The organism is Algoriphagus sp., assembly GCF_029254265.1.
Lineage (GTDB): Bacteria > Bacteroidota > Bacteroidia > Cytophagales > Cyclobacteriaceae > Algoriphagus.
Genome location: NZ_JAQWXX010000048.1, coordinates 16,055 through 31,989 on the forward strand (window position 1 = coordinate 16,055; position 15,935 = coordinate 31,989).

General features: G+C 41.4%; 12 protein-coding genes. 9 read left to right on the forward strand and 3 right to left on the reverse strand.

What is annotated here, in order from left to right; all coding sequences use genetic code 11:
- Positions 1-28 precede the first annotated feature (28 nt).
- The 5 genes from P8O16_RS07065 to P8O16_RS07085 all read left to right on the forward strand — a co-directional run bounded on the left by P8O16_RS07065 (position 29) and on the right by P8O16_RS07085 (position 6,085).
- Positions 29-1,975 (forward strand): DUF294 nucleotidyltransferase-like domain-containing protein, encoded by a 1,947-nt coding sequence (locus tag P8O16_RS07065; protein WP_300312505.1) that lies wholly within the window; start codon positions 29-31, stop codon positions 1,973-1,975.
- Positions 1,972-2,643 carry a 3'-5' exonuclease gene (locus P8O16_RS07070; protein WP_300312508.1) on the forward strand — a complete coding sequence of 224 codons (672 nt, stop codon included), beginning with the start codon at positions 1,972-1,974 and terminating at the stop codon, positions 2,641-2,643. Before P8O16_RS07065 ends, P8O16_RS07070 begins: the two co-directional genes overlap by 4 nt.
- 134 nt (positions 2,644-2,777) lie before the next feature.
- Positions 2,778-4,022, forward strand: a complete 1,245-nt coding sequence (locus P8O16_RS07075; RefSeq protein WP_300312511.1) for a hypothetical protein — start codon at positions 2,778-2,780, stop codon at positions 4,020-4,022.
- Between the two features lie 12 nt (positions 4,023-4,034).
- The gene (locus tag P8O16_RS07080; RefSeq protein ID WP_300312514.1) at positions 4,035-4,517 is read left to right on the forward strand and encodes a hypothetical protein; all 483 of its coding nucleotides are present in this window, start codon (positions 4,035-4,037) and stop codon (positions 4,515-4,517) included.
- A 218-nt stretch (positions 4,518-4,735) separates the two neighbouring features.
- Positions 4,736-6,085, forward strand: a complete 1,350-nt coding sequence (locus P8O16_RS07085) for a cation:proton antiporter (protein WP_300312517.1) — start codon at positions 4,736-4,738, stop codon at positions 6,083-6,085.
- A 90-nt stretch (positions 6,086-6,175) separates the two neighbouring features.
- Here P8O16_RS07085 and P8O16_RS07090 read toward each other — a convergent pair whose 3' ends face one another.
- Entirely contained in the window at positions 6,176-7,579 is a 1,404-nt protein-coding gene (locus P8O16_RS07090; protein ID WP_300312520.1) for a DUF4403 family protein, read from the reverse strand.
- A 70-nt stretch (positions 7,580-7,649) separates the two neighbouring features.
- On the opposite strand from P8O16_RS07090, the gene ytxJ reads away from it, so the two are divergent.
- From ytxJ to P8O16_RS07105, 3 genes are all read left to right on the forward strand, one after another.
- Entirely contained in the window at positions 7,650-7,985 is a 336-nt protein-coding gene (gene ytxJ / locus P8O16_RS07095; protein WP_300312523.1) for a bacillithiol system redox-active protein YtxJ, read from the forward strand.
- Positions 7,986-8,112: 127 nt separating this feature from the next.
- Positions 8,113-10,968 carry a TonB-dependent receptor gene (locus P8O16_RS07100; RefSeq protein WP_300312527.1) on the forward strand — a complete coding sequence of 952 codons (2,856 nt, stop codon included), beginning with the start codon at positions 8,113-8,115 and terminating at the stop codon, positions 10,966-10,968.
- A 78-nt stretch (positions 10,969-11,046) separates the two neighbouring features.
- Entirely contained in the window at positions 11,047-12,144 is a 1,098-nt protein-coding gene (locus P8O16_RS07105) for a BF3164 family lipoprotein (RefSeq protein ID WP_300312530.1), read from the forward strand.
- Between the two features lie 57 nt (positions 12,145-12,201).
- Here P8O16_RS07105 and P8O16_RS07110 read toward each other — a convergent pair whose 3' ends face one another.
- On the reverse strand, positions 12,202-12,768 hold the full coding sequence (locus P8O16_RS07110; RefSeq protein ID WP_300312533.1) for a fasciclin domain-containing protein: 567 nt from the start codon (positions 12,766-12,768) through the stop codon (positions 12,202-12,204).
- A gap of 381 nt (positions 12,769-13,149) precedes the next feature.
- On the opposite strand from P8O16_RS07110, the gene pheS reads away from it, so the two are divergent.
- Positions 13,150-14,178: a phenylalanine--tRNA ligase subunit alpha gene (pheS, locus tag P8O16_RS07115; RefSeq protein ID WP_300312536.1), complete on the forward strand. Its 1,029-nt coding sequence runs from the start codon at positions 13,150-13,152 to the stop codon at positions 14,176-14,178.
- Positions 14,179-14,563: 385 nt separating this feature from the next.
- Here the strand turns inward: pheS and P8O16_RS07120 are convergent, their stop codons facing one another.
- Complete coding sequence (locus tag P8O16_RS07120) at positions 14,564-15,916, reverse strand: NAD(P)/FAD-dependent oxidoreductase (RefSeq protein ID WP_300312539.1); 1,353 nt, start codon at positions 15,914-15,916, stop codon at positions 14,564-14,566.
- Positions 15,917-15,935: the final 19 nt, after the last annotated feature.

Sequence of the window (15,935 nt, forward strand, 5' to 3'; positions counted from 1 at the left end):
AATAATTTTCTAGCCAAACTGTCAGGTAATGAGCAATGTCATCGTCCATCGGGTAGCGGAGTTTCTTAAACGGTTTCCACCATTTTCATTTCTTTCAAAAGAAGTTTTGGAAAAGGTCGCGGCGTCGGTGCAGGTACGCTATTTGGAAAAAGGTGACATTTTATTTCGACAGGGACAGCCTGCCGAACCCCATTTTTACATTCTCAAGGAGGGAGCCATCGTATTGACGGAGTCACTTCAAAACCATGAAGAAATTCGAGATCAATGTGATGAGGGCGATGTCTTTGGAGTACTGGCTTTGCTGGGAAAGAGACCTTATGTGCTCTCTGCAAAAGTAGATGAAAACAGTTTGGTCTATGCCATTCCAGTTGCCATTTTCGAAGAGATTTTAGAGCATAATAGTAGAGTGGCCTTATATTTTGCGGCGGGCTTCGCTTCAGGTCAAGTGGTCATTCGCCAGGACCTTTCCGAAGGACAAAAAGCTCGTGGGGCTTTCAAAAATGAATCTCGTGACCATTCCTTGATGATTTTTTCGGATAAGTCAGAAATCAAATTTTCAGAAAAAGTTCTCACTTGCAGCCCAGAACAATCCATTCAGCAAGCTGCTGCCTTGATGGCTGAAAAGCAAGTCAGCAGTATCGTAGTTTGCCGCGAGGATCTGAAACCATTGGGAATCATCACAGATAAAGATTTGCGATCAAAAGTCGTAGCCAAAGGAATTCCTTTGGAAACCCCCAGCTCAGAAATTATGTCTGCGCCGGTTTTGACGATGAGAAAGGATGCTTCTTTTTCGGATCTCTATCTGACGATGATCAAGAATCGATTGCACCATCTTATTCTCACTGAGGATGGGACGGATCAAAGTCAGGTCTGCGGGATTCTTTCCGATCACGATGTCCTTCTTTCCATGGGAAACAGTCCAGCGGTGCTGATCCATGGCCTGATGAATACGCTTGATTTGAAAGAGATGCGACTGATTCGGGATCAGGCGGAGCAGATGCTAGGTTATTATCTGGAAAATGAGTTGACCATGGATTTCGTGGCCTCAGTCATGACTGAAGTGAATGATATCATCATCAAGCAGGCGTTGAGAATCGCAGAAAACTCGCTTTCCGATGAGGATCCGGCCTTGAAGAAAATTCCTTTTTGCTTTCTCTCGCTAGGTTCAGAAGGAAGAGAAGAGCAACTTCTGCGAACTGACCAAGACAATGCTTTGGTGTACGAAGATGTGCCAGAAGCTTTGGCAGAACAGGCTCATGCCTACTTTCTCAAACTAGGAACAGCAATGGTCGAAGTTTTACTTGCTTGTGGCTTTGCTTCCTGTCCTGGAGATATCATGGCCAGCAATCCAAAATGGGTACAACCGATGAGTAAATGGAAAGGCTATTTCAGTGAGTGGATCATCCGACCAACTGAAGAAGCCATCCTCAGCGCCACGATTTTCTTCGACTTCAGGCCTATTGCAGGGAATCTCGGACTGGGAGAAACGCTGAGTCTTCACATCTATGAAGAAATCCAGAAGAAGAAGATCTTCCTTAATTTCTTGGCAAAAAATGCTCTAATGAATCCACCTCCACTTGGTTTTTTCAAGGGTTTTGTGGTGGAAAAGTCAGGTGAACACGAAAATGAATTTGATATCAAATCCCGGGCAATGATGCCTTTGGCTGATTTGGCCAGACTGCTGGTCCTCAGCCATGGTGTGATCGGGGTGAATAATACGTTTAAGCGATTTGATCGACTGGCAGAGTTGGAGCCAAACTATGAAGCATTATTCAAGCAGGCTGCCAAAGCTTATGAAATTCTGATGCGAACCCGGGCTTTGGAAGGCTTGGGAAATGAATCCAGTGGCCGATTTATCAAGCCCGAAAGTTTGGGGAAATTGGAACGTCAACTGTTGAAAAACACCTTTTCACCGATCACTGAGCTTCAAAGTATCGTAAAAGTCCGATTTCAATTAGACTATTTTCAGCAATGAGTTGGTGGAATTTTGGGCGGAAAAAGATTGATCATGCTGACTTTGTGGATGCTTTTCTCCTTAAAAATCAAAAGCCTATCCCTGCGATCCGAAGTATAGCTCAACTTGAATTTACAGTATTTGATACCGAAACCACGGGGCTTTCGACAAAGGATGATTACATCCTGTCCTTTGGGGCAATCAAGATTAGAAATCAAGCAATACAGATTGAAACTGCTTTGGAACTTTACCCCAATTCCCCAAACTCCGGACAAAACACTGCCGCGATCCATGGACTGATCCAGCGTGAAAATCAGCTTTCCATTCGGCAGTTTGCGGAGCAAAGCTTGTCCTATTTCGGAAACTCAGTCTTGGTGGCACATCATATAGGTTTTGATACGGAGATGATGCAAAAGGCTTGTAAACCATTTGGATTGGAAAGACTGCCAAATCCAATGATCGACACCATGAGCTTTGCGATACGTCTGGAGCATGGACCTCATGCTGACCGTAGCCAATACAACCCGGAACACTATGGGCTTGACGAGCTTTGTGCACGCTATAATATAATTACTGAAGATCGACATACTGCCGCGGGAGATGCCTTCCTAACAGCACAGCTTTTTCTCAAACTTTTAAAATTGGCAGCTGCCAAAGGAATCCAAAACTTCGGACAACTGATTCGATAAGAATTTTTCACTTATTCGAAATTTTCTATTTTTTATTGGTATGATCATAAACCTAAAAACATAATAGCTTTGTTTTCAGGTATTTATGTCTATATTAGATTATTACTTTTTTCCTCACATAAACTTTTAACATTATGTCAAAATTTAGAATTGATCCTAATATTGTTTTAGAGAAGGATTTGAATCTCAAAGCGATTGAGGCGATCAGAGTTTTCCAGTTGCACCCAATTACCCAAAAATACTGGGCTTTGGGAGGCACTTCAGGTTGGCTGGGCACCAACACCACTACCATCAAAAAATGTCCTGATGGAGTCGGTGAATACCAGCATTATGTCAATGGTTCCATCTACTATCATCCTTCCACAGGAGCGCATGAAGTACATGGATTAATTCGAGCCAGATGGTCTTCTTTAGGCTGGGAGCGAAGTTTTTTAGGATATCCAAAAACAGATGAAACCAAAACTCTAGATGGGATTGGGAGATACAATCATTTTCAGGGAGGCAGTATCTTTTGGAGTCCGAGCACAGGAGCTTGGGAAGTGCATGGATCCATCCGCAACAAGTACTCCAGCTTGGGCTGGGAGCGGAGTTTTCTCCGCTATCCACTGACAAATGAAACCACATGCCCCGATGGAGTAGGTAGATTCAATCATTTCCAAGGAGGAAGTATTTATTGGAGTCCAAGTACCGGAGCTCATGAAGTACATGGACTAATCCGATCTCACTGGGCATCTTTGGGCTGGGAGCGCAGCTTCTTAGGCTATCCCATCTCGGATGAGTTGGTGGTTTTTGATGGTGCAGCAAGAATCTCACATTTCCAACATGGTAGTATCTATTGGTCTTCTACAGCTGGGGTCCGAGTGCTTCGAGAGCGAGTTAGAGTTCATGTTAAAATCCTTGAGACTCCCGTAAGCTTTACGATCAATGAGCAATTTGCGGCCATGCAGGAAGTTTATGCAGTAGCTGGTATTCGAGTGGATTGTGCTTCTACAGAAAACCTCAATATTCCTTCGCTAAATGATGTAGACGTCGGAGGTTGTACAATGGGCTCTGTTACCATCGAGCAAAATATGCTCTTCAACCAGCGGAATTTCGTAGGTTCTAATGACGTGGTGGTATATTTTGTCCGAAGTACTGTACCAGGTTATAACGGATGTGCAGCTCATCCCTCAGGAAAGCCTGGTTGTGTAGTAGTACGATCAGCCAGTCGTTGGACTTTGGGTCATGAATTTGGTCACGTCTTAGGGATTCATCATGTGAATAATAACAACAGACTGATGACTGGAAATGGTACGTTTAATATTACCAATCCTCCACCTGATTTGACTTCCGGAGAGTCATCCACTATGCGAAGTTCAAATCTTACCATTCCACTATAAACTCAAAAAATCATGGCACAAGCAAAAAAGAAAACGTCGGAATTTGATCCACAGGAACTGCTCGCTTTTTTGAGACAGGATGAGTTGGACTATCCGGCTGGCGCAAAGAAATTCGGAGAGGCCGCATTACCGCTACTCGCTGAATTGATTGAAGGGAATGATGAAAATCTATCCATCAAAGCCGCCTACCTAGTGGGCTATATCTCCGGTACCGGAGCTGATGAAATCCTTAAGGGAGCTGCTGATCGGGGTATTGCCCCTGTTCGGATTGCGGCGGCATATGGCGCTCAAAAGCGGGAACCTAAAATCGCCGAAGCGATTCTACAGCGATCCTTAGACGACAATGACCCCTCTGTGGTGAAGTTTGCGATGCGCTCAGCATCCGCATTGAATATGGAGAAAAACTTCAAAAGCAAAATAGACCACATCTCCAAAACCTTCTTGAATGACAGCATCAAAGCAGATGCATTGAATCTTATGAAGAAGATGAAGTAATTAACCTGTTGAACCCGATTGAAGAGCCGTCCTTTGGACGGCTTTTTTGATTTCGATCTAGTAGCAGTTTATTGAATTTCAGGCTTTGATTTTAAGTTATAGGCCAAGGCACTTAGACAACCTTTTCTTATCAATCCAGCGAGTTTACACTCCCAATCACAATAAGTTTTTACGTTTTCACTCAGGCCTATTCTCCCAAAAGCTTCCTCGTGGTACATATGGAACAGCAAGGAAAAGTAGGTGACTTTATTAAAAGGATCTCAAAGCAGTTTAGGGCAAATTCGAACCTTAATAACTTTTATAGTAAACTTTTAAAATGTATTTTAATTTGTTATCCACAATCCAACAAAAGAATTATGCACGTAATCTTGAGTATAGGGATATTAATATTCGTTGGATATATAGCTGGAGAATTGGCAGAAAAAATAAAACTGCCCAAAATCTCAGGATATATCCTAGCCGGAATCCTTCTTAATCCCGACTTATCGGGAATTATGTCATCCGAGTTTGTGGATCATACAGACCCATTACTTTCCATATCCCTTTCTGTCATAACCTTTTCAATAGGTGGTTCATTATCAATACAAAAACTCAGGACCACAGGAAGCAAAATCCTAATATTAACAGTCATGGAATGTGTCTTTGCATTCATTTCTGTCTTTTTGTTTATGTTTTTAACCCTTTATTTTTTCATTCACATTTTCGCTTCAGTCCATGTGATAATCGCTATTAGTCTGGTTCTTGCATCTTTGGCAGCACCAACGGATCCATCAGCTACACTTGCCGTAATCCATGAATATAAAGCAAAGGGTGAGGTGAGTTCCACAATGATGGGAATCGCAGCATTTGATGATATCGTGGGCATTATTATTTACACCTTAGTGACTGCGTTTGCAGCCTCTTTTTTGGGGAAATCGAATATTGAATACAACGAAACGCTATTGGAGCTGGGCTTAAGTATTGGAGGAGCATTACTTGTGGGCGGATTAATTGGCTTACTGTTTTATTTGATCATCAAGATTTTTAAAAAACAAGAGGAAGGAGCCTTAATCGTTATAACCATAAGCTTGATACTATTAAGCTACGGAGTTGCAGATTACTTCGGTTTTGAATCCCTGCTAGCTACAATAGCGCTCGGAGCTTTTGTAGTTAATTTAAATCCGGTTTCAGAGGAGATATTCAAGCTTATTGAACGGTATACCGATGAATTGATTTTCGTGATATTTTTTACTTTATCCGGTATGCAACTGGATCTAGGCTCTATATCAGGAAGCTATGTACTCATCCTTATCTATATCATTGCCAGGGTAATCGGGAAATTTTCAGGTATATACGTAGGGGGGAAAATAGCCAGGTCCGATTCAAAAGTTATGAAATACACTGCAGGCGGACTACTTCCCCAAGGTGGGATTGTAATTGGTCTTGCTCTGTTACTCGCAAAAGATCCTGTTTTTGAAGAAACTGGGTCAATTGTTATAGGAGTAGTAATCGGTGCAGCATTGATTCATGAAATCATAGGTCCCATTTCATCCAGATTTTCGCTCTCTAAAGCTGGGGAGCTGGGTTAGGTTAATCTTAAACCCTGTCCCACTTTGAGAGAATTAGCTTGTCTTGAAGTAGATCTGTTGCAAAAACTGATAGTCCAAAAGATCACTTTTTTATTTCCAATCTATCCCAACTTTCCCGGTCGCTTTGATCTGGATCAGAAGGCCATTTTTCATGGGGTAAAATCCAGCCGGCAAGATGTTTAAATTTTGAATTTCCAAATCAGCAATCGGAGTGGACAATCCCAGTCTATCCTGGATACTTCCCAAGCTTCCATCCAACAATTCACCTATTGGAAACACCGCACGCCTTTCAATATTCTTGATGATTTTTCGCTTTTTCAGTCCTATCCCAGTTTGCGCTCCGAGATTTCCAGTTTCCAGTTTGAAATTCACATCCTCAAAAATCAGCTGACGCACTTGTGTATCATAGGCAGGTTTTCCCACAGCGAAAATGGTCCCTTCAAGCGACTTACCATTACTTTTCTCTGCAAAAAAATCCATACTCACAGCGACCAATTCACCAAAAGCTTGAGTCTTGATATTGGAGGGAATCATCGTGGTTTTCTTGTCTATTCGGAATAATTTATCCGCCAGATTTTCCGCTAAAAGCTGATCCAACTCCAAATAGCTAACGCTTAATGGCATCAGGATTTCCAGTTCATTTTTGGAGTTTTCATTTGGACTTAGTTTTGGTAAAGGAAAAGCTCGTGAAGGAGCAGCTGTAGCAGGATGTGAATTCACTTTACCGGAAAGCCCAAGCCAGACATTAAAATTTTGGTCGGCATCAAAAAACTCTCGGAATCGAACTTCCTGAGGCTGGATTGAAAAAGCAGTCTTCACTCCTTCCAATTCCACCTCAAAGGGCTTACCTACCTGAGCCCAGGTCAAATCTATCAAAGGTTTTAGGCTAACAATCGATTCTTCACCGACTAGATTTTGTTCGCTCCATTTTCGGATCTCCCTAGCAATCAAGCTGCTCAAATCCACTTGCATCCCGAGGATATCAAGCGTCAGCGAACCTCCCAAATCGACTAATTCAAGAGCTTTGATTCCTAAATCCCAGTTGGAATTGATTTCCGGATCAACCACAAATACAGGATTAAGTTGCTCATTAATCGGAACTTTAGATTTGAAAAGACTTCCTAAACCACCTTTTTTGAGCCCTACTTGACCTTGAACTGAAATCGGAACCCGTAACTCAATAAGCTGACTATCCAGTGCGGCCCAAGTAATCCTTCCATTTCTACTTAGCTTCAAATCCCCGTTTATTCCCGAACCCATATCTACATCCTTTTCATCGAAGAGCACCCCGGGAATCTGAGAATTGAAAATTTTATCCAAAGTCGCCTTTGGAATTTGCAAGGGCACATTCACTGAAGAAAGTGCTGGCGGAGGTACTGGAATAGGACCAGGATCGCTGGTTGGACTTAGGGTTTTACAAGCAGAAAAAACTATTGCTAGAAAACCGAATAAAAGGAAGCTTTTAAGTAAAGAATAAAAAGAAGGCATTTTCATGTATGATAGCTGCTTAGAAGGGAACTATTTCATCCCTGCAAGTATTGTCCCAAAAGTAAAGAATAAACAAATGAACTGGAATAAACTGACTCAACCCGGCCAAATCGCAGAAATTAAAGTACTGAGCGAATCTACACCTGTGATGATCTTCAAACATAGCACCCGCTGCTCGGTAAGTGGTATGTCTCTTGACAGACTGCTCCGCAATTGGAAGCATGGGGATGAAGAAAAAGTGGTTCCTTATTTTTTGGACCTCATTGCTTATCGGGAATTATCAAACTTAGTGGCTCAGGAATTCGGAGTACCACACCAGTCACCTCAGGTGATCGTAATCAAAAATGGTTCGGCAATCTTTGATAACAGCCATTTTGGAATTTCATATCCCGAAATCATAAGCAAAGTTTAATTTTTTTAAACTTCTAAACGCATTAAAAACCACTTATCCAATCCTGTATCCATTCTTATTTTAGTTTGACGTTCCAGTAAACCTTTCGTATTGTCAATCAGTCAAAGTATCAGAACTTTGTAACAATATGAAAAACAAATACGCGTTTATTTTACTGATTTTTAGCAGTTTAATTGCTTTTTCTGCCTTTGGTCAGCGGCCAACTGGTGAGGCTCGACAGGCTAGAGTATTCACTGGGACTGTATTCGACGGAGTCACCAATACTCCAATGGCTGGGGCCAACGTACTCATTAAAACTGTAACTGATTCACTTTTGGTCGGAACGGTGACGGATGGACAGGGTAAATTTTCTATCGCAAGACCTCAAATTCCTGACGTCAAAATCGAAATTAAATTTATCGGTTATGTGACCATCACAAAGAATCACAATTTTAGAGATCCTGTAGAATTAGGAAATTTGATCCTTTTGGAAGATTCCAAGGTACTCGATGAGGTAGTAATCGAAGGACTCAATCCGGTTGGAGAGCAAAGAGGAGACACCACTTCTTTCAACGCCAAGGCTTTCAAAACACAAGAAAATGCACAAGCGGAAGATTTGATCCGAAAGATGCCTGGCATCACCATGCAAGGTGGGCAACTTCAGGCACAGGGTGAAGCGGTCCAAAAAGTATTAGTTGACGGAAGAGAGTTCTTTGGATCGGATCCAAGTATCGCGCTTCGAAACTTACCAGCTGACGCAATTGAGCGGGTGGAAGTATTGGATCAGCGCTCGGATCAAAGCCGATTAACTGGATTTGACGACGGAACTTATACCAAAACCATCAACATTATTCTCCGGGAAGACCGAAAAAATGGCCAGTTCGGCCGAGCTTATGCAGGTTATGGTACGGATGATCGATATTCCGCAGGTGGAAGCGTCAATTTGTTCAAAGGAGACCAACGAATTTCGATACTGGGATTATTTAACAATATCAATCAGCAAAACTTCTCCAGTCAAGATCTAGCTGGGGTAAATGCCAATGCTTCTGCTGGTGGAGGTGGAGGAAGAGGACGCTGGGGAGGCGGAGGAAATAATGCATTCTCTGGTGGAAATGATATCGGTATTATCACAACCAATGCCGTAGGTTTAAACTACAGTGATAAATGGGGTAAGAAGGTGAATTTCACTGGAAATTACTTCTTCAACAATACTGCAAATACGCTCAGCCAGATCACCAATCGTGAAACTGTAATCAATGAGAGCTTGAGCCAGATTTATCAAGAAAATCTGATCAACACTGTCGATAATTACAATCATCGTGCAAGCGGTAGAATCGAGGCGGATTTGAATGATAAAAATTCTTTGGTAATCACGCCATCATTTTCATATCAAAATAATAAGACTTTCAGCGATCGAGATGCCTTGACGTTGGCGAGCACCGGAGACTCACTGAGTGCACTTCGTTCTATTTCAAACACAGAAACGAAAGCGCTGAATATTTCAAATAATATTACCTATCGATACAAGTTTGATAAGAAGGGAAGAACACTTTCTACAGATATCAATACCACTTGGTCTAACCGCGATCAGTTGTCCAGTTTGTTGGCAGCAAGCTTAGACTACAATCGAGATCGACTAGACACTACTGAACAGCGGACAGACGCATTGAACGATGGTTTCAATTATCGAATCAATGCTACATTAACTGAGCCGCTTGGCGAAAAGTCAATTGGAACTATTGGATATCAAATCAGCAACAATGATACCCGTGCTGATCAAAAGACCAGAGTGCTGGATAGCGAAAACCAATTTGTACTAGACAGTGCCTTGAGTAACGAGTTTGACAATAAATTCATCACGCAGCGACTCCGAACAGGCTATGCCTACAACAACAGTGGCTACAGCATCAATTTGAATTTGGATTATCAAAATGCTCAATTAAACAACGAAGCCTTCTTCCCTACTCCTGGCGTATTTAAGCGTAGTTTTAACAATATCCTTCCAAGTGCCAATGTCAACTTCCGAAATCGAGAGACTGGTTTTTCCTGGAGAATTAGATATCGAACTGACACGGATGAGCCAAGTGTAAATCAGCTTCAGAATGTGGTAAATAACCAAAATCCACTCAATCTAAGTGTGGGTAATCCTAACTTGGGACAAAGCTTTAACCACAATATTTTCGCAAATATCAGCAAGGTGAATCTGGAAAAGTCTAAGACACTCTTCATGTTTATCAACTATTCATCTACTGCAAATTTCATCGGAAACAGCACCTTTATCACCGCTCAGGATACCCTGATCAACGGAGAAATTCTGCTTCGTCCAGGTGGGCAAATCTCCAGACCGGAAAACTTGGATGGTAACTTCAGAACCCGATTCTTCCTGACCTATGGCATGCCAGTGAAGAAAATCAAATCTAATTTGAATTTGAATACCCGATTAGGATTCAACAGAACTCCGGGATTGATCAATGGAGATCTGAATCTGAATGACAATATCGACCTGAGTCAAGGATTTACCCTGAGCAGTAATATCTCCAAGAATGTGGACTTCACGATCAGCACCACGGGTACTTATACTATCGTGAATTCAAGCTTGCAGTCGAATTTGGATCAAAACTATTACATCCAAGAGTCAAACTTGAGACTGTATTATTCCCCTAACAACGGAAAAACCTTTATCGGAAATAATATCAACAACACCTTCTACAGAGGATTGTCAGAGGGCTTGGATCAGTCGGTTTGGCTCTGGAATATCGAGGCAGGTCAGCGATTTGCGAAGAATAACAAGGCAGAACTGAAAGTAGTGATCTTTGACTTACTGAATCAAAACAATAGCATCAGCCGAACCATCTCCGATGTAGCGGTAACCGATGTATTCACCAATGTCCTGACACGCTATGGCATGCTGACTTTCACTTACATCATTGGTAACTTTAAAGAGCCAGAGCCATCCAACAATCCTTGGGAAAGAGGCAGACCAAGCGGAGGAAGAACTTGGTAAGATTTGATTTACGGAACTAAAGAATATCAAACCGACTGGAACAATTCAGTCGGTTTTTTATTTTCCTACTACTAAATTATGGTAATTTACTATATTGTCCGTGATATGAAGTTGTTATACTTAATTCCTCTACTCATCTTTCTCTCTTCTTGTGCAGCAGAACCAGAGAAAGAATCTATAATATCAATAGAGCTCATAGATTTTGAGGAGATCAATCTTAGTTCTGAAAAACACTTTTTTGAAGAGGTAATCAATGCTTCCAGTATGACACTTCAGGGTGATAAGATATTGATAAGTGAATATCACAATGTGCCTGATGAATTTCCTCGAATACATATCATAAATACCAGTGATTGGACTTATGACAAACCCAAAGGGAGATTTGGCCAAGGTCCGCGGGAGATTAATATACCCGAATTTATAGTTTCGCAAGACTCAGATAATTTTTGGGTATATGATTACAATAACAGAAAGATCTCAACTTTTTCATTTAATGACTCTACTCTTTTGGCCAGTAGTGATAGGAAAATCACAGATCCAAATTTGGGGCCCATGAGACTAATTTTAACTCCAAGTGGAAATTACTTGGGGGTTCCAAGGGAGAATGAAAATAAAATACTGGAGTTTGACCCTGAGGGAAACCTGATTGATGCTTATGGGGAATTTGAAGTTCCAGAAGAAAGGCCAGATCTACCGAAGCTTCAGGTTAGTCTTCTAAACAATGGGCGATTTCATGGCAATCAAAACAATGGAATTTATGTGAGAGCCAGTATGTACCGAGACCTAATGGAAATATTCAACTATAAAACGAAAAAATTTATCTCAGTTATTGGGCCGGATCTTAAGTTACCTGAATTTGAATATCATGACAGTAAATTTGGAGGAATGATCAGTTTTGAACCTGATGTCCCTAAGAAATACCAAGATATTGCGGTATCCGAACGATACATTTTTGTACTCTATTCAGGATATTCTCATTTAGACTATGTTAATTCTGGATTATCTGCACAAGAAATCCGGGTGTTTGATCTGAAAGGAAAACCTAAATGGAGGTTTGCACTGGATAGGTCAGTTTCTCAAATTTCCATAAACGAAAAGAACAACAAAATTTACGGATTGACTACGGACGAAGATCCGGGTATTGCTGTTTTTAAAATCCCAGATGAGCTTTTATAAAAACAAAAAAACCGGCTCCATACGGAACCGGCTTAGCAATTGGGTGACTAGCAACAATTACATTTTAGGAAGAACCACAGTATCCACTGAGTGAATCACTCCATTAGCCTGGAATACATCAGCAATTGTTACTTTAGACTGGCCACCATTTGCGTCAGTGAGGTACAGATCTTTACCTTTCATCCAAGCCGTTAATGTTCCACCTTGAACCGTTGTCAAAGTCGCTTTACCATTTCCTTTTTTGATGGCTTCCGCGATTTCTTTGGATCCCATTTTTCCGGCCACGACGTGGTAAGTCAATACTGCTTGTAATTGCGCTTTGTTTTCAGGCTTTAGAAGTGTCTCAACGGTTCCTTCTGGAAGTTTGTCAAAAGCAGAATTCTCTGGAGCAAAAACTGTAAATGGACCTTTTGACTGAAGCGTCTCTACCAAACCTGCTGCTTTTACTGCTGCTACAAGTGTAGTGTGATTAGCAGAGTTCACTGCATTCTCTACGATGTTTTTAGAAGGATACATTTCTGCTCCGCCTACCATTTTGGTTTTTTCCATTTGTCCAAATGCAAGGTTTGCTGTTAAAAACGCGAAGGCAACTAATGCCCCTTTGAAATAATTTTGAATTTTCATATGATAATTTGTTTTTTAAAGGCCATATGGAATCTCGCAGATTATAATCATCCCAGTGTGTGACTTTTTAGTCATGCTCGATTTCATGATGTTGTTTGTTAAGATTGATTTTTGTTAGTTTTTGTATTTGGAAGGAGATACGAGGGGGACTGGATGATTGGATTGAGGGGAGGTGAAAAAATATAAGAAATATGATTTCCGATTTATGATATTGTTGAAAATCCAATCTTTCCAAATTCAAATGCCGAATATCGAATGATGAATTTCAACTTTCGAAATAAGCAAACCTTATAACTTTATAACCTTTCAACTTTACAACCCGCGTACCTTTCCAAAAAACCCTAAAAGCCTTAGCTTTGTCATTCGAATAAAATGAATCCCATGTACCAAGAGAAAATAGAAGCCATCAAAGCAGCCATTGCTGCCGCAGATGCAAATACCCCCGACCAACTGGAAGCTTACCGAATGGAGTTTATCTCCAAGAAAAGTGTCGTGGGTGAACTCTTTGGGGCCATGGGCCAAATCCCAAATGAGGAGAAAAAAGCCTACGGGCAACTCGTCAATAGCGTAAAGCAACTTGCAGAAGAACGTTTTCAGGAATTGATCGAGAAGGTAAATTCTGCTAACAAAAAATCAAAGTCTGCAGGAATCGACCTGACGCTCCCTCCTTCTAATCTTGCAATGGGTGGTATTCATCCACTTACCGCTACAAGACAGCGAATGATTGAGATCTTTGAGCGGATCGGCTTCAACCTCTCCGAAGGACCGGAAATTGAAGATGATTGGCATAATTTCACCGCGCTGAATTTCCCTGAAAATCATCCAGCTCGTGAGATGCAGGATACTTTTTTCATTGAAAAAAATCCAGATATCGCTTTACGAACCCATACATCATCGGTACAGGTGAGGGTCATGGAAAATCAAAAACCACCAATTCGTACACTTTCCCCAGGCAGAGTTTATCGAAATGAAGCCATTTCTGCTCGTGCGCATTGTATTTTCCACCAAGTAGAAGGACTTTATGTGGATGAGAATGTAGGTTTCGCCGACTTGAAAAATACGCTCTATCACTTCGCGAAGGAAATGTTTGGCAAGGAAACCAAAGTTCGATTCCGGCCTTCTTTTTTCCCTTTCACCGAGCCAAGTGCAGAGATTGATATCACTTGCCTGATCTGCGGAGGAAAAGGCTGTAACGTCTGCAAGGGAAGTGGCTGGGTAGAAATCGGAGGTTCGGGGATGGTGGATCCTAACGTGCTGGAAAACTGTGGTATCGATTCTAAAAAATATACTGGCTTTGCCTTCGGTATGGGCATAGAGCGAATAGCCATGCTGAAATATCAGATCAAAGATTTGAGACTATTCACTGAGAATGATTCCAGATTCCTGAAGCAATTCCGAACGGTGCTTTAGGAAGAGAAATGACAAATAAAAAGGGAGGCAATTATAAAATTGCCTCCCTTTTTTTGCCTTTGTGAAACCTTTGTGCCTTGTTGAGGTAAAAAATAAATCCCTTTCCATCCTCCCGCACAATCATCCTATTTCCAAACAATAATCCTGCGCGGGAGCCGGATAATTGCAGCGATCCAGATTTCTACCAATATATCACCCCTCTGGGGTGTTTTAGACTTAGAAGTTTAGCAATAGTTAAAAGAACCTTTTTGTCCCCAAAAGTCAATAATTTTTAGCCTTCTGATTTAAATCTTCTGATTTAAATCTTCTGATTTAAAACCTTTGTGGCCTCCGTGAAAACCTTTGTGTCTTTTGTGGTTAAAACACGTTTTTGGTTAAAAGATCCTTAAACCGCTTTGGATGTTTCCATCTTATAAATGATATCCTCGTAATCTAGCTTATTCCAATTTTCGGTGATAAGTGGATCTGCCATCACCCGATTCATAATAGTTTCCTGCAATTTCCCCTGAGCGTATGCCTCCGCATATCCCATATCCGAGAAAGTCACCATGGAATACAATGGAATCCAATCATTCGGATAGAGTTCGTGAAGCTTCGCTTCAATCTTCATGCGGATAATAAACTTAGGATCAGAGACAGAATCCCGCATTTCCACAAAGTTTTCCATCGCCAATTGGCAAATCGCATCTGTATCTGGCTTTCGTTTCTTTTGAAACTTTTCAAAAACCAAACTCCAGGAATTTGTCCCCAACTTATCAATTAAACCATTTAAGATCGAGCAATCCTCAAAGCCGCAATTCATACCCTGTCCATAAAAAGGCACCATTGCATGCGAGGCATCACCTAGCAATATACTTGTTCCTTGCACCCAAGGGTAGCACTCAACATTGATCAAGGCCGCAGTAGGGTTTTTGAAGAATTCAGTTTTCAAATCCGGCATGAGCTGATAGGCGTCATCAAAATAGGTTTTGAATACAGATTCTAAATCCTGATCATCATTGATCTTTTCGAAACAAACTTTTGTCCCTTCAAAAGGTAAAAAGAGGGTGCAGGTAAATGATTTATCAGGGTTAGGCAATGCAATCAGCATAAACTTACCACGTGGCCAGATATGCAAAGCATTCGGATCCATGGCGAATTCGCCTTCAGCGGTAGCAGGAATCGTCAACTCTTTGTAGCCGTGGGATATGTATTCCTGCTTGTAATTGAAACGGATCTGCTTCTGCATCGACATACGAAGCGCAGAATAAGCACCGTCAGCACCTATAATTGCAGAAGCGATTATTTTAGATTCTCCTTGCTCAGTCTCAAAAGTGATTTCCTGATTTCGAAAATCTACATTAACACATTTGTGCTCGAAATTGAAATTCACTCCCAGTCGCTCACCTTCCTCGGCAAGCAGCTGATTGAATTTTCCTCTGGAAATAGAATAAATGGCTTGATTGACCTTTCCATAAGGAATAAATGAAGTCCCTCCATGTTCATCATGAATCTTCCGACCATACATTGGGATCGCAATAGGGAGCACTTTATCCTTTAGCCCAACTTCCTCAAGGGCTTTCCAACCCCGATGGCTCAATGCCATATTGATGGATCTGCCACCTTCATCGTAAGGTTTTTGACGCTTGTCAGGACGCTTGTCGTAGACAGAAACTTCCAGACCTTGACGTTTGAGATATATTGCCATCAGTGTACCGATAAGACCAGCACCCAGAATAGTTATTTCGTTCTTTTTCATTCGGATAGTTTATCCATGC